The sequence below is a fragment of the Leptospira stimsonii genome (assembly GCF_003545885.1).
Classification (GTDB): Bacteria; Spirochaetota; Leptospiria; order Leptospirales; family Leptospiraceae; genus Leptospira; species Leptospira stimsonii.
In genome coordinates this window covers 531,034-551,321 of the sequence record NZ_QHCT01000001.1, presented here as the reverse complement: position 1 = coordinate 551,321, position 20,288 = coordinate 531,034, and the positions used below count along the sequence as shown (strand labels likewise).

The 20,288-nt window shown below is 41.3% G+C and carries 17 protein-coding genes; 9 read left to right on the top strand and 8 right to left on the bottom strand.

Annotation, left to right across the window (positions count from 1 at the left end):
- The 4 genes from DLM75_RS02725 (at position 1) to DLM75_RS02710 (ending at position 6,101) form a co-directional block, all read left to right on the top strand.
- Positions 1–2,265, top strand: a complete 2,265-nt coding sequence (locus DLM75_RS02725; RefSeq protein ID WP_118966997.1) for a ribonuclease R family protein — start codon at positions 1–3, stop codon at positions 2,263–2,265.
- Between the two features lie 141 nt (positions 2,266–2,406).
- Positions 2,407–2,913, top strand: coding sequence for a hypothetical protein (locus DLM75_RS02720; protein ID WP_118966996.1), 507 nt, complete (start codon positions 2,407–2,409; stop codon positions 2,911–2,913).
- Positions 2,914–2,915: 2 nt separating this feature from the next.
- Complete coding sequence (locus tag DLM75_RS02715) at positions 2,916–4,532, top strand: GMC family oxidoreductase N-terminal domain-containing protein (RefSeq protein ID WP_118966995.1); 1,617 nt, start codon at positions 2,916–2,918, stop codon at positions 4,530–4,532.
- 63 nt (positions 4,533–4,595) lie between these two features.
- Entirely contained in the window at positions 4,596–6,101 is a 1,506-nt protein-coding gene (locus DLM75_RS02710; RefSeq protein ID WP_118966994.1) for a tetratricopeptide repeat protein, read from the top strand.
- Positions 6,102–6,106: 5 nt separating this feature from the next.
- Here the strand turns inward: DLM75_RS02710 and DLM75_RS02705 are convergent, their stop codons facing one another.
- The 4 genes from DLM75_RS02705 to DLM75_RS02690 are packed head-to-tail and all read right to left on the bottom strand — an operon-like array spanning position 6,107 to position 8,775.
- A complete protein-coding gene (locus DLM75_RS02705; protein WP_118966993.1) occupies positions 6,107–6,814 on the bottom strand; it encodes a type I 3-dehydroquinate dehydratase in 708 nt (235 codons plus the stop codon).
- A gap of 6 nt (positions 6,815–6,820) precedes the next feature.
- Complete coding sequence (locus DLM75_RS02700; protein WP_118966992.1) at positions 6,821–7,789, bottom strand: KpsF/GutQ family sugar-phosphate isomerase; 969 nt, start codon at positions 7,787–7,789, stop codon at positions 6,821–6,823.
- Positions 7,773–8,312 carry a UpxY family transcription antiterminator gene (locus tag DLM75_RS02695; protein ID WP_118966991.1) on the bottom strand — a complete coding sequence of 180 codons (540 nt, stop codon included), beginning with the start codon at positions 8,310–8,312 and terminating at the stop codon, positions 7,773–7,775. Before DLM75_RS02695 ends, DLM75_RS02700 begins: the two co-directional genes overlap by 17 nt.
- Positions 8,296–8,775, bottom strand: a complete 480-nt coding sequence (locus DLM75_RS02690; protein ID WP_118966990.1) for an LIC_10042 family TonB-like protein — start codon at positions 8,773–8,775, stop codon at positions 8,296–8,298. The genes DLM75_RS02695 and DLM75_RS02690 overlap by 17 nt, the downstream gene beginning before the upstream one ends.
- 190 nt (positions 8,776–8,965) lie before the next feature.
- On the opposite strand from DLM75_RS02690, the gene DLM75_RS02685 reads away from it, so the two are divergent.
- From DLM75_RS02685 to DLM75_RS02665, 5 genes are all read left to right on the top strand, one after another.
- Positions 8,966–10,186, top strand: coding sequence for a DUF445 domain-containing protein (locus DLM75_RS02685; RefSeq protein WP_118966989.1), 1,221 nt, complete (start codon positions 8,966–8,968; stop codon positions 10,184–10,186).
- 178 nt (positions 10,187–10,364) lie between these two features.
- On the top strand, positions 10,365–12,062 hold the full coding sequence (locus DLM75_RS02680) for a methyl-accepting chemotaxis protein (protein WP_118966988.1): 1,698 nt from the start codon (positions 10,365–10,367) through the stop codon (positions 12,060–12,062).
- Between the two features lie 85 nt (positions 12,063–12,147).
- Positions 12,148–13,023: a M50 family metallopeptidase gene (locus DLM75_RS02675; RefSeq protein WP_118967942.1), complete on the top strand. Its 876-nt coding sequence runs from the start codon at positions 12,148–12,150 to the stop codon at positions 13,021–13,023.
- Entirely contained in the window at positions 13,023–13,961 is a 939-nt protein-coding gene (locus DLM75_RS02670) for a UDP-glucuronic acid decarboxylase family protein (RefSeq protein WP_118966987.1), read from the top strand. Before DLM75_RS02675 ends, DLM75_RS02670 begins: the two co-directional genes overlap by 1 nt.
- 75 nt (positions 13,962–14,036) lie before the next feature.
- On the top strand, positions 14,037–15,206 hold the full coding sequence (locus DLM75_RS02665) for a Re/Si-specific NAD(P)(+) transhydrogenase subunit alpha (protein WP_118966986.1): 1,170 nt from the start codon (positions 14,037–14,039) through the stop codon (positions 15,204–15,206).
- Here the strand turns inward: DLM75_RS02665 and DLM75_RS02660 are convergent.
- From DLM75_RS02660 to DLM75_RS02645, 4 genes are read right to left on the bottom strand one after another with little or no spacing between them, the layout of a single operon-like run.
- Positions 15,165–15,701, bottom strand: coding sequence for a phosphatase PAP2 family protein (locus DLM75_RS02660; protein WP_118966985.1), 537 nt, complete (start codon positions 15,699–15,701; stop codon positions 15,165–15,167). The genes DLM75_RS02665 and DLM75_RS02660 overlap by 42 nt on opposite strands.
- On the bottom strand, positions 15,698–17,017 hold the full coding sequence (gene hisS / locus DLM75_RS02655) for a histidine--tRNA ligase (protein ID WP_118966984.1): 1,320 nt from the start codon (positions 17,015–17,017) through the stop codon (positions 15,698–15,700). Before hisS ends, DLM75_RS02660 begins: the two co-directional genes overlap by 4 nt.
- A gap of 6 nt (positions 17,018–17,023) precedes the next feature.
- Entirely contained in the window at positions 17,024–18,172 is a 1,149-nt protein-coding gene (locus DLM75_RS02650) for a DUF1577 domain-containing protein (RefSeq protein WP_118966983.1), read from the bottom strand.
- 9 nt (positions 18,173–18,181) lie between these two features.
- Positions 18,182–20,254, bottom strand: a complete 2,073-nt coding sequence (locus DLM75_RS02645) for an OmpA family protein (protein ID WP_118966982.1) — start codon at positions 20,252–20,254, stop codon at positions 18,182–18,184.
- Positions 20,255–20,288 lie beyond the last annotated feature (34 nt).

The following is a 20,288-nucleotide window of genomic DNA, read 5'->3' as shown; positions in this document are numbered from 1 at the left end:
ATGAATAAAAAGAAAAAACAAACAAATCATAAGAGGACAACTCCTCAACCGAAAAAGAAAACCTTCTCAAAATCCGAAAGACCGAAAAATGAAAGATCTTCCGGAAGATCGGACGGTTATAGAGAAAACGAAGTCGGTAAGAAAATTCTTAAGTACCTTCAATCCAGAGCGGGTTCTGTGATTTTATATAAGGATTTAACGGCTAAAATTCTCAGAGACGACAATCAAAATTCTTATGGAAAAAAAAGAGAAAAGTGGCAGATCCAAGAAAGGGAAAGAGAGATCTCGGAAGCCCTCCAGCTTTTGGAAACGGAAGGATTGATTGAATTAGAGAAAAAGAATATCATCGTCAACTCTAATCAAAAACTCCAAGGAACCATTTCGATCAGTAAACGCGGAGACGGTTTTGTAAAATTGGCTTCGGGAATGGAGATTTTTGTTCCCGGTCAATACACACAATCTGCGATTCAAGGCGATCTTGTAGAAGTCGAGCCTTATGGTATCGGTAAGAAAGGCCGGCTCGAAGGCGAAGTCTCGGAGATATTAAGAAGAGGTCGCGATCTCTATCGAATGATCATCACTGAGAAAGATCCTAAATTTATCTTTGGAAAACTTCTGGATATCGACGGCGAAGAAAAAGAAGGGTATCTTCTCCGAAAAACGATTCTTACCGATCTTCAGGATGAAATCAAATCGGGCGACGTTCTGATCGTTAAGTTAAAAGAAGAAACGGAACACGAACGGAATCTCTACGAAGTCCAGTTTCTACGATTTGAATCGGACACAAAGGAAGATTTGGATTTGATGAGAATGCTTATGAAATACAATTACAGCATTCTTTATCCTGAAAATATCACTCTCGAACTTCCTGAAGAGGTGGATGAAAGCAATGTGGACGATTGGAAATCCAGGGTCGATCTTCGAGAATTAAAATGTATTACCATCGACGGTGAATATTCCAAAGACTTTGACGACGCGATCAGCTTTATCGAAGAAAAGAATAAAATTCGTTTTTATGTTCATATAGCGGACGTTTCGCATTATGTACGATTGGGGACGGAGCTTGACGAGGAAGCTTACAATCGTGCGACTTCGGTTTATCTAGGAAGCAGAGTTGTCCCTATGTTGCCGCCGGAACTCTCTGAAAATCTTTGTTCCTTGGTAGCGGGCAAGAATCGATTGGCCTTTACCGTTGAAATGGAAGCGGATTGGAAGGGAAAGATCACGAACGCGAAATTTTACAAAAGCGTTATCAAGGTCGCGGAACGTTATACGTACAATCGGGCCGAATCCGAAATTCTTTCCGGCGATACAAAGAATTGGATCTACCGTATGAACGAATTTGCAAAAGTTCTTCGAGCACAAAGAGTTGCAAACGGTAGAGTCGACCTAAATCTAAAAGAGAATAAAGTTGTAACGGATTCCGAACACAACGTGATCGAAATTGCGGTGCAAGATCGACTTCAAGCACACATTCTTATAGAAGAGTTTATGCTTTCCGCAAATATCAAAGTCGCGGAATTCATTCGAAAAAAGAAACAACCGACTTTATACCGCGTTCACGAACCGATGGACGACGAAAAAATCGAATCTCTCAACGCATTCTTAAAATTGAATGGAGTTAAAACCCTGCTGAAAGATTCGAGCTATAAATCCATCAGTGCAGTTCTAAAAGATTTGGAAGGTAAGTCCGCGGAAAGATTGTTTAACATGTTCTTACTTAGAACGTTCATGCAGGCGTATTACTCCGGAGAGCATTTAGGGCATTGGGGTTTGGGTTTTGAAGACTATTGTCATTTCACTTCTCCGATACGAAGATATCCGGACCTTATCTGTCACCGTGTTTTGCAGAACATTCTTATCTGGAAAAAACCGCTGTATACTCCGGATGATATGATCACCGCGGGACTTCACTGTTCTCACCAAGAACGAAAGGCCACGGATTCGGAAAGAGACTATTACAAACTTAAGGCTTGTCGTTATCTGGAAAAAACCGGAATCAAAGAATTTTCCGCCACAATTACAGGTTGTAAACCGTTCGTCGTTTTTGTGGATTTGGAAAATCCGATGGTCGACGCTTGTTTACTTTCTTCGGAATTTACGGACGAGGGTGAGATTCGAATGGATACCGATTTCTCCTTCTATTCTAAGAAGTTTACCAAGATTTATACTCTCGGAGATAAAGTAGAAGTGGAATTGGATCGTATCGACTATGAAGAGATTAAGATCTTCGTGAAAATGAAGAAATTCCAGAAGAAATTATAGACAAGTTCTTTTATCTCCTGTATCACTGCGGATCGGGAGCGCTTTTAATCAAAGTTCGTCACGAACGGAACGTTTTTCGCGTCTCTCATACGATTTGTTATATATAAAACCGTAACGCAGTTTCGCGTACGGGAGGTGAACTTGGAGAAGTTTCTACAAGAACCGATTCCTAGGAGTCGGTTTCTAAAATTAAGTCTGAAATTTTTGGCGATCACTGCCTTTGTTCTTCCGGGATTGAGCGCGTGTTCTACGGGATCGATTCCTCGTCTACGCGGTTTAAAAGAAGATCAGTATCTTTCCTTTAAATCGCTCGGAGAAGTTTTTCTTCAAGGGAATCCGATCTCTGATTTTGATTTGGGCGTCGCTATGGATGATTACATTTACGGCCACCCAACTCCGATCGATACGGAAGATGTTCTTCTTCTCTTGGGTCTGATTCCGGCCTCCAGACTCGCATCCTTAGCTCTTGATTTTTCATTTACGCCGATGATCGCATTGAACGTAGAAGAAAGAGAAAAGCGTCTCTTGTCTTGGAAAAATTCTTCTCTGAATCTCAAACGAGGAGCCTATTCTATTATGCGACAAATCGCATTCTTCCTCGTTTCAAAAGACAAACGAATCCAAAAATTAGCAGGATATGAGGCGTAACGATGAGCGGAATTCCAGCGGCAAATGACAAGATCATAACTCCGAAGAAACACAAAGAAATCATTGAAAAGGAAAATCTCAAAGACGGAATTTGGGAATTAAAAGCCGAAGCCGTTGTTATCGGATCCGGCGCCGGCGGTGCGGTCGCGGCGGCAACACTCGCAAAGAAGGGTTGGAAAGTCGTTTTGATCGAAGAGGGTTCTTATTTTACTCCCGCGCAATTTACGAGTGAAGAGTTCCTTTCATCCGCAAGACTTTATAGAGACGCGGGCTTTATCGTGACGGAAGAACAGACTCTGAGTATTCTTCAAGGAAGAACGGTTGGAGGTTCTACAACAGTCAATTGGCAGACTTCTTTATATCCTCCCGATTACGTAACCGCAGAATGGGACCGAAGATTCGGTTTGAAGGGTTACTCCAGACAAGATATGGATCCGTATGTTTCTTCCGTTCATGAACGACTGGGTGTACATCCGGTGCCTGAAAATTTAATCAATCCAAATAACAATACTTTGATGAAGGGCGGTAAAGCGTTAGGCCTTCATCCCGAGGTATTGAATAATAACAACAGAGGTTGTATCGGTTTAGGAAGATGCGGATTGGGATGTCCGATCAATGCGAAACAATCCATGTTTCTGACGTATATTCCGGATGCGATCGAAGCGGGTGCTACTGTTATCGCAAATATGAAAGCGAAAGTCATTCACGATGGACCAATGAAAGTTGTGGTTGCCGAGTTTACACCCGATGCGTATGAAAAAGCACCGGATCAAGTGATTCAAAAAATCAAAATCTCCGCACCCGTGGTTATCGTTAGCGCCGGCGCGATCGAAGGACCAGCTCTTTTGCAACGATCCGGTTTAGGAAATGATTGGGTCGGAAGAAATTTGAAAGTTCATCCTACTTGTTCGATCTTTGCCATCTTTGACGAGAAAATTAATATGTTCTCAGGTCCGCCTCAATCGGCCGTGATCAAAGACGGTCATAATCAAGAGAACACGGGATACGGTTTTTGGTTAGAAGTGGCTCCTTTTCGTCCGACATTGGCGGCTTCTTTGATTCCATTCTACGGCCCGAAACAATTCGAAATGATTTCTAAATATCCGAACATGAGCGCAGGAATCGTACTTGTAAGAGACGGTGCCGACGGGGAAGCGAATGCTTCCGTAAAATGGACGTTAGGTTCTAGAAAAGTTTATTTCGAACTTACGCCTGGGGACGGGAAGAATATGCTCCGCGGATTGAAAATGCTTGCGGAAGTACAAGCCGCGGCGGGAGCGAAAGAATTGATTTTCCCATTCCCGGATATGCAAGAACCAGTTAAGGTGGATAAGAATACAAACTTTGACTGGGTTTTGGAAAAGAAATTCAACCCAGGAAGTTTGCTTGTCGGCTCGGCGCACCCTCATGGATCGATTCAGGCGGCGGATTCTCCTGAAAAAGGGGCCGTAGATCCGAGTCTGGAATTGTACGGGCACAAAAATATTTTTGTGATCGATGCCTCCGTCTACCCAACCGGACTTTCCGTAAATCCGCAGATTACGACGATGAGTTTTGCTTTGCGGGCTTCCGAGGCGCTTGCGTCCAAAAAGCAGGAAAAATTAGGAAATTTATTATAAACCGGGGCGGAGAGGGGTCGCAAATTCACTTTTAAAAAAGACTTCCTCTCTGAAACTGGTCCTATGGGCTTCCGGATTCTCCTTCTTTCTATTCTTTTTAGCTTTGTTTCAGGTCCGCTTTTTGCGGATTTGAAAGAAGGAAAGAAAGCGTACGCAAGAAAGGATTTTGCCAAAGCGATCGACGAATTTCAAAAGTTCAACAATGGGAACCCTTCTTCCGGCGAAGCCTGGATGTATATGGGCTATATTTATGAGTATCGAAGAGATTACCCGAAGTCGATTCAAAGTTTTAAGAAGGCAGTAAATCTCAATCTTCCTAAAAAAGATCTCGTCAACTGTTATCAAAAGATAATTCTCTATTACAATTACCAGAGAGATTATCAAGAGGTAATCGCCTACTCGAATCGTGTTTTAAGAATCGATCCGGATTTGACTCATATCCAAAAGATTCGAACGACGGCTGAAGAAAGACTTTCTTCCGGACACGTCGTCCACAGTAAGCCGAAGCGCCATCACACCGAAGAAGTCGAATCTTCTGGTCCAAATTCGGAAGAAGACTACCAAAAAATTCTTACCAAAGAACCGGAGAATGAAACCGCGCGATGGAATCTTTCTTTAATCTATTCAAATCGTAAGGATTTCCAAAAGGCGGAATCTCTTTTAGAGGGATTAGTCAAAGATCATTCTGAAAAGCAGGACTATTTATATAAATACGGTGTGACATTGATTCGAAATGGGAAGTATTCGGAAGCGCTTCAAGTTTTGGACAAACTTGAAAGTAAAATCGATTCCGGAAATTCCAAGATGCTCTATTACGCAAACTTAAACCAAGCGGTTGCCTATCATAAAATGAAACGTTATGAAGAAGCCGCGAAATATTATCGAAAATCCTATTCTGCAAACGCCACCGTTCAACCTTTGATCGGCTTAACAAAATTAAAATACGAAGTTAAGGATTGTGAGAATTCGATCAAAACGGCGGAAAGGGCTTTGGAATTCGGAGAAAGAACTCACGAGATTCGAATGTATTTAGCCCTCTGCAAGATACAAAACAAGGAAGAGACCGAAGGTTATACGATTCTTAAAGAGATTGCATCCAAGTTGGAGAAAGATAATCCAGAATTTAAGAATCTGCCCGACGTTTATAATGACGGAATTTTAAAACTTGCTCGCTATTATACGAATCACGGCGAATACGATAAAGCCTTACGATACTTTCATTCCGTTCAATCTTCGGAAGAGGAAGAAAGAGAATACCGTTTTTACCTTGGTAAGGCTTATTTCTATACCGGAAAAATCGATCAAGCGATCTTAATGTTGGAAAAGGTAGGAGGTTCTTCCGGGGCTTACTATCTTTTAGCCAAATGTTATGCGAACAAAGACGATCTCGAAAGGACGATGGAATACATCCGTCTCGCGGCGAATATGAAACCTTCGATTTGGGCCGCGGCGGCCGAAGAAAAAGAGTTTGATCGCTTTAAGGAAAAATCTTCGTTTAAGAAATTCTTAGAATCGAAGGGATCCGAAAAAGATAAAAATCTCGATTCTCAAGCACTTGATAAAACCTAAGAAAACTATTTTTCGTTTCTAAGTTGAAACAACGATTTGAGGTCCACCTGTCCCGGCGCCTTAGGCTCTTCCAAACAACAATAAGTAAATGCGGAACCGAAGGATTCTGGGTAGATTCTCGAAAGCATTCCTATCGTTCCCATACAAATTCCCGTTAGGTGAACATTGTTTCTCTTATATTCATTTGAGACGTTACGAAAGGAAGAAAGGAATTCAGCCAATTCTTTTACCGACGTTGGAAAAACCGCAAATTTATAGATCAATGGAAGATGACTTTCAACCTTTTGCGTTTGATTTCGGTAAGAATCATTTTCAATCCAATCTCTAATTTCTTTCTCCGTTAAAATTCCGTCGAATTTATGAACGGACCGAATCAAACCGAAACCTTTGTTTGCATAAGCCTCGAATAACTCGTTAGGCCGGTTTAATTCCAAATCTAAATAGTGATCTTGTACTTGCAGTTGATTCGATATCTCTTGAAAATCGATTTCCGATGGATTCGATTTATTTTTTTGATCCGTGTCTCCGGCTTGCCTAAACGTAAAGATGCACTTTGCATTCAAACGGTTGATCTGAGTAGTCAGTTTTTCACTTAAGCCCTCTTTTGTAAAAAGATCGAGGCGTATTTCAATCCAATCACAATGGGGATGTTCATTTAAGAGAAAAAATTCTTCTTCGCTAACCGTTAAAACGATTTGAAATTCTCTTTTCATTCGGACTCAAAGACCCCTTTGTAAGAGATCATGAATCGATACGATTCCGATCAATATCCTTTTGTCATCGATGATCGGCGCGACGGAAATCGGATTCGGTCTTGATTCCATTTGTTTAAGAATTTCGTATGCGTTTTCGCCGGACTTAAAAAAGATCGGATTCGAATTCATCAGTTCTTTTGCGGTGATGGAAGAATCCAATCCGCCATCCTTTAACTTTTTGCGAATATCGAAATCTGTAATGATTCCAAGAAGTACACCATTCTCATCGGTAACGCCAGTTGCTCCTTGTCTTTTAACCGTGATCTCGGTTAATATCCGTTCCAGGTTGGAATCGGGAGAAATTCTCGCCAAATCCTTATCGCGGCGCATAACGTCGTCTATTTTGAGGCTAAGGCGTTTTCCCAATCTTCCCGCAGGATGATAAAGTGCAAAGTCTTCCTTCTTAAAATCCTTTAATTCCATAAGACACATCGCGATGGCATCGCCTAAAATGAGTGCGATCGTAGTACTGGAAGTTGGAGCCAGTTCAAGAGGACAGGCTTCCTTTAGAACGGGAGTAATTAAAACGACATCCGATTCTTTTGCCAATCTGGATTCTTCGTTTGCTGTCATCGCGATCAACTTTGCACCGATGTTTTTTATCGTTGGAATTAGGTTGAGAAGTTCTTCACTTTCACCGGATTTACCGATTGCGATGACCACGTCCTCACTCGCAATGATTCCTGCGTCTCCATGAGCGGCGTCCGCCGGATGGAGAAAAACAGACGGAGTCCCGGTCGAAGACAACGTGGACGAAATTTTTTTACCGACGTCTCCAGATTTACCGACTCCGATTACGATCAACTTTCCTTTTGATTGAAGAATGAGTTCGATCGCTTCCTTGATCGATGGATCCAGGTTTTTTCTGAAATACAAAATGGATTCTATCTCTGTATCGATTGCTTTGGTGATTTTTTCAAAAATTGGATCCAAGGTTTTCCTCCAGCCTTAACTTATCTATATCCAGAGTCACGGAAGTCATTAAATTCATTCCGGGGAATTTGACTATAATTTGCTCTTGGTTTTTTCTTTGAATGATTTCTGCGTGATATCCGGTGAACGGGCCTTCTTTGATTAAGACTTTTTTCCCCGGAGAAAGTTTCTCTTGCATCTCGACTTGGACCTTGTCAGGAAAGGATTCCAAAAAAGTACGCACAAGCTGGATATCTTCGTCGGGAATTACATATGGTTTTCCCGCATAAAAAACGAAATGGTGCGCACCGGGCAACTGAAGAACTTTGATTCGCTCTTCGGAAAAGGAAATCTTTACGAAAATATAGGAAGGATACATCGGTTCTTCGACGACCTTCCAACGATCGGACCACTTTTTTCTTTTCGAAAGCAAAGGAAGGAAACATTCAATCTTTCGTTCTTGAAAAAGTTTTTTGAGCTTTTTTTCAGCTCTTGGATTGGTATACAACGCATACCATTCGTTGGTATCAGAATTCTTTATCATCTACTTTAAACGAGACGGGAATGATTAACTTCGCGCCTTCTTCGAGATTGAATTTCCAGGTTCGTAGCGCTCTCTTAAATTCGACTTCAAAAATCGAATATTGGCAAGGTTGTAAAGTTTTTAGAATCTCCGCTTTACCGTCAGATTTTATCTCTACTTCCCAAGAACAATCTGATTCCAATCTCTGTTCCAGGGCCCCCTGTGGAAAGTGGATTTCGTTCTTAAATTCTTCAATTTCTCTTTCGAAGGTTCCTGAAACTTTTGAATTTTCCGAATGAGCCGATTTCGAATTCCTACCGTTCGAGTTGTTCGAAAGACTGAGCGACAGAGGAGGACTTCCTCCTTTTTTCAGAATAATTTTGAAATCAGAAATAAAGGGAGAATCCGGATTAGAAAATAGAATCAATGCAAAAATTAGAATATGAAAAAGACCGGAAACAATAAACGAAAGTTTCGTGCTCACATGTCCACCCTGTCAAGCAACGCCCAGAGAGCAATTCATACAATATTTAGAATTTTCTAAATCGAATCCATTTGATCAGAGTCGGAGTCATTTAAAATCTAACATGTGAAATAAAAAATAGTTGTCTTCACTTCGTAGATCTGAATTCTTACGATACTTCAAATCACCTTCGGTATAAAGGAAATAAGAAATGGAATGGTTTCAAGAACATCCTCAATTTGTTGAGATATTTTCAATCTTATTTACCTGTTCTTTCGTCGGCTGGATTACGAATTACATAGCCGTTCAAATGATCTTTTATCCGAACGAGTTCATCGGAATAGGTAGTTTCGGTTGGAAGGGTATCATTCCAAATCACGCGGTTAAGATGAGCAATCTCATAGCGAAAGTATTGACTTCGAAAGTTGTGCGTCCTCACGAATTGTATGAAAGAGTGGATCCGAAGCAAATCAATGAAGCGATTCGTGATATCATAAAAGAAAAATCGAGGGAAATTGTCGAAGATGTGATCGTTGCTGAAAACCGTGCCTTATGGGCTTTACTACCGAATTCTTTAAAAGAAGACTTAGAGAAAGAAATTCAAACGGAAATTCCGAAACAGATTGAACAAGTTTATAAATCCTTCGGTCAGGAATTAGATGAAGTTTTAGAATTGGATGAGATCATTCGTGTTTCGTTAAGCGGTGATAATACGAAATTTCTGGTGGAAATGTTTATGCGATGCGGCGGACCCGAGTTTGCATTTATTATCCGGTCCGGGATTTACTTTGGCTTTTTTATCGGACTGATTCAGGTTGGATTCATTAATTTTTTTAACCAATGGTGGACGATGCCGATTATGGGCGTTCTCGTAGGTTATTATACGAACTGGCTTGCCATTTTGATGATCTTTCATCCACTAGAACCGAAACAGTATTTTTTCATTCGATACCAAGGTCTTTTTCTCAAAAGACAAAAGGAAGTTTCAAAAGAATTCGCCGCGGTGATCGCATCTCGGGTGCTAAATCCGGAAAATTTAATCCGACTTATTTTTCTTGGGAAGGGAGGAGATTTGATTATCCAGTTAGTAATGGATAAGGCAAAGACAATGACGGAAGCGAAGTTAAAAGAAAAAGCCCCGTTCGCACCATTGATCCTTGGTTCGGAAAAAATAAATGAAGTAAAAAGAAAGATAGCGGACCATCTTTTGTGGATCATTCCTCAAGTTGCTGAACGAATTCAAAATTACATCACGGATTCTCTTCAAATTGAAAAAACTGTGGCAGATCGTCTGAGTGTGTTACCCGCCGAAGAATTTGAATCATTATTACATTCCGTTTTCAAAGAGGATGAAACGACTCTTATCATTCTCGGGGCACTTTTAGGCGGTTTCGTAGGTCTCATTCAGGCTTATCTTGTTTTTATGTCCTGAATCAACGCTGAACAAGCTAACCCTTTCTAATTATATTAGAATCTTATTAAGTAATAATTTTCCTTACTCTTTAAATCATTCCGATTCTAATTCAATCTGATCATTTTCTATTCGAAATCAAAATTCTCCTTTAAAGGAATGATTCTTTTTTGTGCGATGTAAATGAAAGGGTATTCGAATGAGAAAAAATCTTCCGGTCACAAATCGAGAAATTCAAATTCCGCCGAATGCGGTTCTGATCTCAAGAACCGATACAAAGGGTAGAATTTCCTACGTTAGTCAAGATTTCGCGAATGTTAGCGGCTTTTCCGAGGAAGAAATGTTAGGCGAACCCCACAATCTCATTCGACATCCCGATGTTCCTCCTTATGTTTATAAGGAAATGTGGGACACGATTCAAGGGGGAGATCCCTGGAACGGTGTCGTAAAAAATCGTGCGAAATCGGGAGACCATTACTGGGTAGATGCGACAATTACTCCGGTAATGAGCGACGGGATCGTAACGGGTTATATGTCCGTCCGAAAGAAGGCAACCGCCAAACAAATCGCGCGTGCTGAAATCCTGTTTAAGGAATTGCAAAATACGGATTCCATCATTTGGAAGACGAAGGTGAGTTTCCGCTCCTTACTGCAAAGATTAGGTCTTGCAGGCAAAATTCTTATCTATAGTTTACTCGTCTTTGTTCCGCTTTTGTTCGCCAATTTTGAATGGATAAACCAAGGGTTGATTTTTCTTCCTCTATTCGGAATTTCCTGCGGTACCCTTGGAATCCTTTTTCTCATTTTGACGATATTCGGATATCGAAAACGAATTCGCGAAATCATAGCGATTCAAAAGGAGATTGTGGCCGGTAACTTTTTAAAGGAAATTCCGGTTAGAAGGGAATATTCGGAAGTCACGGAAATTTATTCCACTCTTAGAGTTCTCGTGATAAGTGTTTGGGGGTTGCTTGTTCAAATCAAAGAGAACTTCGAGAAGAACAACGAGCTCTATAAGTATCTATCCTTATCTTCCGATAAATTTCAAAAGAGTACTCATTCTCAAGCGGCGTCCGTTGAAGAGACCGCGTCCGCGTCTCACGAACTCTCATCTACATTGGAAGAGATCGTAAAGTCGATTCAGTTTCAGTCTTCCGGTTTGGCGGCGATCAATGAAGGAATCGGAAAAGTAAACGAATCGATACAAAATGTTTCCAAATCGATGGATGGCCTATCTACTCAGACCTCTTCCGTAAAACAAAAAGCTTCGCAAAGTCAGGAAACGTTCGGAAGAGCAATACTTGCGATGGACGAAATCAAAGAATATTCCAATGGAATTTCGAAGATCATAGGAATCATAACTTCCATCTCGGAGAAGACAAATCTTCTGGCACTGAACGCATCGATAGAATCTGCAAGAGCCGGTGAAGCGGGAAAAGGATTCAGCGTTGTTGCAGAGGAGATTTCGAAACTTGCGGACCAAACTCGAAATTCTATCAAAGATATCGTCAGCCTTATCGGTAACACTACAAAGGCAGTAGATTTCGGAGCCGAAAAATTTCAAGAGTCCCTATCGATCGTAAAGGAATTAACCAATTACATCGGAGAGGTGAATTCTTCCGCAACCATCGTCACGGCATCTTTAGCGGCGCAGGCGGAAAAATTAAATGAAATTCGAAAGAATACGGATCAAGTAAACAAAATTGGTGAAACGGTAACGGAGTCTTCCCGCTTTCAAAAAGTTGCTTCAGAAGAAATCGCTTCCTCCATGCAAAATATTGCCGAAAATTCTGAATCGATCGCAAAGACATCGGAAGATATCAAACTCACTGTGGACGAATCGATTCAAAAGGCAATCAAGTTAAAGGATATTCTCAGGCACTTCAAAACCAGTTGAATTCAATGTAAATTAATAGATCAAATCCGTTCCTACAGACTCATTTTGTTTCTCTTGATTTGGAATTTTGCCGATAATCAAAGTGATGGAGAATCGATTCCTCAGACTTACGATTTTTATCTCGATTGCAATTACACTTTTTTCTTTTTGGGATCACCATCTTGTTCGTTATCTCAAAGACTTCATTGTTTTTATTCATGAGATCGGACATGCGATCGCGGCTCTCTTGACCGGTGGCACGGTTCATGCGATCGAACTCCATGGAAACGAATCCGGAGAGACGATTGCTATTCCAAGCTCCGGAAAAAGTTCTTTTATTTTCGTAGTTTCCGCCGGTTATTTGGGATCTTGTTTGATCGGCGGTTTCCTTTTGAATCGCGGCTTTTCCGGAAAGATGATTCGTCCGACTCTGATCTCTTTTGGCGCGATCCTACTTCTAATGACGATCTCCTATTCTAAACCCGGAAATCTTGCTCAATACACTGGAATTCTTTGGGGATTGGGTTTTGTTTTACTCGGACTCTTCAATCTTAAGATGAATCATTTTGTTCTGGTTTTTATCGGAACAAGTATCACGCTCTATAGCTTATACGACCTCCTGGACTTTACAGGGAACATCGTATTTACGGATGCCGGAATTATGGCGATGTGGATCACGGGTGCGAACCCTACTCAAAGTATTCCGAAATCAGTGATCGTCTTGGGATATTTGATTGCTCTCCTTTGGTCTTTTTTTAGTTTATCCATCATATTCGTCTCGGTGAAAAAAGTCTTCCAATCCGGAATACAAGATACGGAACTCTTACAAGAAGAAGACGCTTTCCACTTTCCCGAGGGAGCAAATGCAGAAACCCCTTTTCCGGGAGACGTAACGCCGGAAGTTATGGAATGGTTTTTCAGCAAAGGTCTCGATTTAAACGGAAAACCTTTGCCTGCAGAATTTTTGGAAAAAGAAGAATAATGATTAAAAAAAGAATACTTATTACCGGCGGAGCCGGATTTATTGGATCGCATCTTTGCAGTAAACTTTTGGACGAAGGCAATGAAGTTATCTGTCTCGATAACTTACATACTGGTAGAAAGAAAAATATCGAAGAACTCTTCAAACACCCTAAATTCGAATTCATAAGACATGATGTAACGGATCCGATCAAATTGGAAGTCGATCAGATTTACAATATGGCTTGTCCTGCAAGTCCCGTTCACTATCAATCGAACGCAATCAAAACCATAAAGACGAACGTTCTCGGAATGATGAATATGCTCGGACTCGCAAAAAGAGTAAAGGCAAGAATTCTTCAGGCATCGACAAGCGAAGTTTACGGCAATCCATTGGAACATCCTCAAAAAGAAACATATTGGGGAAATGTGAATCCGATCGGAATTCGAAGTTGTTATGACGAAGGAAAACGCGTCGCTGAAACTCTTTGTTTCGACTACGAGAGAAATCACGAGGTTGATATTCGTGTGATCCGTATTTTTAATACGTACGGGCCAAAGATGCTTCCCGACGATGGAAGAGTCGTAAGTAATTTTATCGTTCAAGCCTTGAAGAAAGAAGACATAACCATCTACGGAGATGGGGAACAAACCCGTTCTTTTTGTTATGTCGACGATCTCGTGGACGGGATTATACGTATGATGAACACGGAAGATTTTTCAGGTCCTGTGAATCTCGGAAACGATGGAGAATTTACTGTGAAAGAACTCGCCGAGTTGGTGCTGAAAGAAACAGGTTCTTCCTCCAAGATCATTCGTAAGCCTTTGCCTCAGGACGATCCTGCTCGAAGAAAACCCGACCTAACCTTAGCAAGACAACGATTGGGTTTCGAGCCTAAGGTTGCTCTTACCGAAGGAATTCGGAAAACGATCGAATACTTTAAAAATAACTTGGATTAAATTTACGCGAAGAAAATCTGGACGTACTTTGACGAAACGTGTCCGGAACACGCTATTTATCACCGGGAATAAATTATGAATATTGGAATTCTAAAAGAAGCTAAAGAAGAAACAAGAGTTTCCGTAACTCCTGATATTATCGACGCGTTGAAAAAAATCGGCGCAACCGTTTTAGTTGAAAAGGGCGCTGGTGAACAGTCCTATTATCACGACGAAGATTATAAAAAAGCGGGAGCCAGCTTAGTCTCTCGCCAAGATATCATCAGCAAATCTAATATCATCGTAAGTCTTCATCTTGCTGACCCTGCTACTCTTGCAAAAATTAAACCTGGAACAATCTATTTAGGAATGTTTCAACCTGCGATGAACGCGCCTACGATTCAAAAACTTGCCTCAAAAAAAGTGGATGTCCTGAGTTTGGACGCGATTGCGAGAATTACGAGAGCGCAGTCGATGGACGTTCTTTCTTCGCAAGCAACTGTCGCGGGTTATAAAGCAGTTCTTCTTGCCGCAACACATTTAGCGAGATTCTTTCCAATGCTAACGACCGCGGCTGGAACCATCACGCCGGCTTCCGTTCTGATTATCGGTGCAGGCGTTGCCGGTCTCCAAGCGATCGCCTCTTCCAGAAGATTAGGGGCCGTCGTCGACGTATTCGATACTCGACCGGAAGTAAAAGAACAAGTCCAGTCTCTAGGTGCGAAATTCGTGGAAGTAGAAGGTGCGCAACATTCTGCGGCGGCCGGTGGGTATGCGGTGGAACAAACCGAAGAATACAAAAAACGCCAACAAGAAGCGATTGATAAGTTTGCTCAAAGAGCGGACGTAATCATCACAACCGCTTTGATTCCAGGCAGAAAAGCGCCTTTATTGATTACTAAGAAAATCGTAGACAATATGAAATCGGGTTCCGTAGTCGTGGACCTAGCTTCTTCCATGGGCGGGAATTGTGAATATACGAAACACGGTCAGAACGTGATCACTCCGAAAGGTGTTACCGTGATCGGTCATAAGAATTTGGCAGGATCCATTCCAAACGATGCTTCTAAAATGTTCAGTAAGAACGTTCTGAACTTTTTGAAGTTATTGATTAAGGAAAAGAAAATCAACTTGGACCTGAATGACGAGATTCTTTCTTCCACAACGATTACTCATGGTGGAGAAATTCGTCACAAGCTTACGTTAGATGCACTTGGATCGAAATCAAGCACAGCAAAACCTAAGAAGAGCGCTCCCAAAAAATAATCCCAATGCTCCAAAGATGGATCCGATGATCCATCCGCCGATCACGTCGCTCACGAAGTGATGGAGTGAAAGCAACCTTCCAAATCCGGCTAAGAAACTAATCAGAATCAAGGCCGGAGAAAATTTAAATAAAAAGACAAGAATCAAAACCGCAGTCATCGAGTTTGCGGCGTGCGCGGACGGAAACGAATGTTTCATATCCGGATTTGAATCCACTTTGCCGGCGACGGTAATCAGAGGTCTTTTTCTCGCGATTAACTTTTTTAAGAATAAAACAAATCGATCATTCGCATACGTTACGGTTCCTGTAAATAAGAGGACCCAATACCAAGCGATAGGTAAATCATTCTTTAAGAATAAGAAAGGAAGGAGAATAATAAGAAACACTTCTCCACGATTGATTTTGGAAAGAATATGACTCAGCCCGGGATTGTGCAAATTCGCACGGATCCAAGTTGAAAGTGAAAAGTCGATCTTATCTACGAGTTGTATCAAAGTTGAAAATCTTTTTTCAGAATTTCGGAAAGCCCTTTTCGCGGGAGATTTTTCTGTTCTCCGGAAACCAAATCTTTTATCTGGACGGATTCCGATTGAATTTCCGATTCTCCGAGGAACAACACATAACGATAACCTTTTTTTTCCGCGACCTGAATTTGTTTTCCGATCTTTGCGGAATCTAACATCGTTTCGGTGAGGATTCCATTCTCACGAAGTTCCTTTGAAAGTTTAGAGGTTTCTAAGAATAAGGATTCATCCATAATAGGAAGGAACACTGTAGTTTGCCTTCCTAAGTCAGGAATTAAATTGTGGCCTTCGAGAAAATTCTTAAGAGTCACGTCGCCTAACCCGAATCCGATTCCGGAAAGTTGCTCTTTCGAAAACAATCCGATTAAGTTATCGTATCGACCTCCACCGTAAAGAGATCGTCTATTTTCCGGGTTCGTATCAAAAACTTCAAAAATACAACCGGTATAATAATCAAATCCTCGAATGATAGACGGGTCGAAGGTCAGTTGTTTTCCAACTCCCAGTTCACCTAATTCGTGAAAGAGATTTCTAATAAAAGAAACCGATTCCGAATCAATGCCTGGGATTTCCGAAACATTCTCCAAGGTGGAAGAGAGATAACTTTCAATCAGTGGGAGTTGTTTCGGCGCATCGTTTAAGAGGGGACGAATTTCCGCCTCGAACGCTTCCACGGAAATTTTGGACTTTTTATCCAAGAGTTTGGAAACCCCGTGAACTTGATCGTCATTTAATTTCAAGGTAGTTTTCAAAAAGCTATCAAGAAGCTTTCTATGCGAAACCTTAATCTGATAACTTCCTTCAGGTGCGCCGAATTTTTTCAGAATAGAATCCGCTATCAGCAAAATCTCGACTTCGGCGCGATAGGTATCCACTCCGAACAAATCTACGTTTAATTGCCAGTGTTCTCTCAGTCTCCCTTTTCCGGGTTGTTCATAACGCCATAAATTCGGGATGGAAAACCAGCGAACCGGTCTCGGCAGATTGCGGAGATTTCCGGCTACCATTCTGGCGAGAGTCGGAGTCATTTCAGGACGAATCGCAACTCTTCTCTCGCCCTTATCTATAAAATCGTATAATTGACGTTCTACGATTTCCTCTCCGCTTTTGGCTTTGTAGAGATCGAAAGATTCTAGGATAGGACCGTCGTATTCTTGGTAACCAAAAGAAAGAACGGTCTCGCGCATTACGGAAAACATCCAGTTGCGAAGACGCATCTCTTCAGGATAAAAGTCTCTGGTCCCTTTGTACGGGGCTGTTGTTAAAAAGTTCTTCTGATTTTCCAAGGCAAATTACTGAGTCTTAATGAAGTTCATATTTTTCTTCAATAGAGTCATATTTGCCTTAGCATCATTGGAGCCAACTATTTCTGCGCCCACGTGGTAGATTTCTCCGACCTGAAAAATATGTCGGATATGAAACGCAAACCGCAACGGCGCCTGCATCTTAAAAGTAATGTCCGCCGTAAAAGACGGTTTGTGTAAAAAGGATTCGATCAATTGTGACTCTGTCACTTCCAGAAGAATTCCACCTTCCGAAATATTGAGGACATTTTGCTTGATGTCCAAGGCTTTGGTATTGGAATCACCCATTCGAGAGTTAAAAATTTCCTCCATTTCAAGGTAAAGAGGAACTACTTTTTCCGATACCGGCCCATCACTGGATTCGATCACGCCCATGGCAAAAATTTGAGATTCCCCACCACTCTTAAAAAGAATCGGGAAAATCAAAAGGGACCGAACTTTACTGCTCTTGAAGAATCGAATTCGTTCTTCTAAGATCAATTCCTCTTGAAGAACTTGTTTTACCGGCAGTAAATCTAATTCTGCGAGTTCGTTCGAGACGTCCGACGCCATCGTGTTTGTATCGCTGATGTAGATCGGCTTTTTATGCTTCATCACCAATTCTTCTTCCGGTGAACGTTCTTCCGAAGAATTGAAAATTAAATGTGCGCTTGGGTAGATCTGTTTTATTTTCCGGTTGAGATCGTTGAGAATGATCTGACCTGAAGTGCCCAATACTTTTTTGATTTCCAATTCCTTTCGCGGAATCAGAAACTTATGTGCGACGACTTTGCCGATCAGTCCCTCGATTCTGGGAGACATTCTTTGGGTTTTTGCGATCTTTGCAAAGACGGGTTTGCACACGATCTGCAAATCGTTTTTCTCTACGACTTGAAATCCGATTTCGATATGTTTTGATAGAGTTCTGTATAATACGAGTTCATTGTCCAAATTCGTTAATGAAGAATCGATCGGAAAGACGAACGTTCCGTCTTCTCTGATTTCCATCGGCTTTAGTTCTTGGTGGAACGGTGATTCCTTTACCAACAATCCCTGAAAGTGGATGTATTCCTTTAGGATATATTTTATTTTATTCAAGTCCTCGATGGTTTCCCAAGATCGAGGAGCCTGCAAATATTTTTGATACATTACGTTCATGAAAACTCCTTAGAGTTTCCGAAAACCAACTCTTCTGTTTTTTGATCTTCCAGTTTCTGTTTCATTTTCTGCATCCGGTTGTGAATACCAATAGGCCCTTGCTTTGATTCTCTTCTCTGAAATTCCTTTCGAAATGAGATATTCATATACGTTACGAGCTCTTTTGGCGCTTAACCTCGTGTTGTATTCCTTAGAGGCAACGTTATCCGTGTGTCCCCCAATTTCAATTTTATCGGACGCATTTTTCACCAGATAGTCTACAAGAGGATCTAATAACTTTTTATTCTCTTCCGTGATTTTTGTTTTATTAAATTCGAAATAAATGCGTAGATTATAGATCGGATCTACGTCCTTCTCGGCTTTAAGAAAAATTGTAACGGTTCCATTTTTGGAAATATTTTTTTGACTGATGTTCACACTTTCAGAAATATATTTCGGTGCAATCGCAAATAATTCGAAATCGGATTCGGGCAATTTATTTACTAAAAAGGATTTTTTATCCGATTCTTGAATCAGATTTTCCCCTTTGCGATTCATTGGTGTAAAAAGTGTTACTTTTGCATCTTGGAGAATTTCTTTCGTCTTTTCATCGGCAACGACCACTCTTAATCCTGAAACGGTGTTTAGCTGATTGTTAGTAACGGGAGGTTCTTCTTTCTTTGTATTTTCTTCCGCTTTCCCTTCTCCCGTTTTGATCGGGAGTAAGACATAAGTCCGATAAACTTTTCGATCCTTTCCGATGTTTCCACGGAGATCGAGAATGTCTTCTTGCGGGTGGAATCCCGGTGAACTGATTTCTACTTTATAAATTTTACCCGTTTGAAGCGTAGTGGCGAAGTTAGACGGTTTTCCCTTAGTAAGATCGCCTCCGATTCTTTTCGAGGTGATAACGACCGCCGGCTTATTCCCGTCGTAAATTTTAAGCGTGGAATCGAGGCCGATCATCGTTTTTTCCGATCCGTCTAAGACCAGACCTTTGAAGTTGAGATTATAAGAATTTCGAAGCGATTCCGGAACCTGAAATCGATATATATCAAACTGTCCTTCACCGCCGGTTCGATTGGAAGAAATATAGGCCCAGATTCCGTCCTGATCAAAGCTAATGCCTTCGTTATCAAAGCCTTCCCATTTTTCAGAATTGAAAGGTTTTGGTAAGAGAAGAAGAGAGGATTGATCCACCTTGGGTATTAAGGACTCCGTGGTTTTTATCACGGGCGTTTCTTCGACGTCTTCTTCGTCCTCGAGCATGTTGTCTAACGCGGATTTGTATCTTAAGAAAATTCGATAAATCTTAAACTTCTTTCTTTCATCTTCCCGATTGGAACTGAAATAGAGCTGTTCTCCGTCTTGATGAATAAAAGGAAGAATTTCGCTTTCGGAAGAATTCAGAGGAGAACCTAAGTTTTTCGGTTGTGACCAGGTTCCATTCTTACTATTTCGAACGGAAATCCAGAGATCGAAATCACCGTAACCTCCTGGACGATCCGAAGAAAAAATCAGAAAGGTTCCATCGGGAGAAATGGCCGGCATCTTATCGTTGAAGTTGGAGTTGATTTCGCTCAAGTGCTCCGGATCGCTCCAGCGTCCGGTCTTTTTATCCTTGATCGTACGATAAATATTCAAACCTTCGAAACCTGTTCGGTTTACAGAGGGATTGAGAGTGGAAGTAAAATAAATTTCAGAAGGTGCTTGATTTGCGTCGAATAAAATCGAGATTCCACCTTCAAACGCATTTGAGTTGAAGAGGTTCGGCTTACGAACGCCGGCGGTAGGCGCTCGTCTTAATTCTTCTCGAATGTTTTGATTCATGTTTACAGGCTTCGTCCATTCCGCCGGAACTTCCCTATCAAGATATTGAACGTTTTCGGAGATCCAAATATCCATTCCACCTTCGCCACCGGGACGATTGGATTGGAATACGATGTACTTTCCATCCGGACTAATCAGAGGATTGTATTCGTCATTTTGTGTGTTGAGCGGAGGCCCGAATTGTTTTTCCGGTAAGTCCGGAAGTGGTTGTGAAAAAATTGGAGAGAGACCGCAAAGAAATATATAGAATAAGAATTTAGAAAAAGTACGCATGAATTACTCCAAAAAGAAAGTCGAAGAGGTGCCG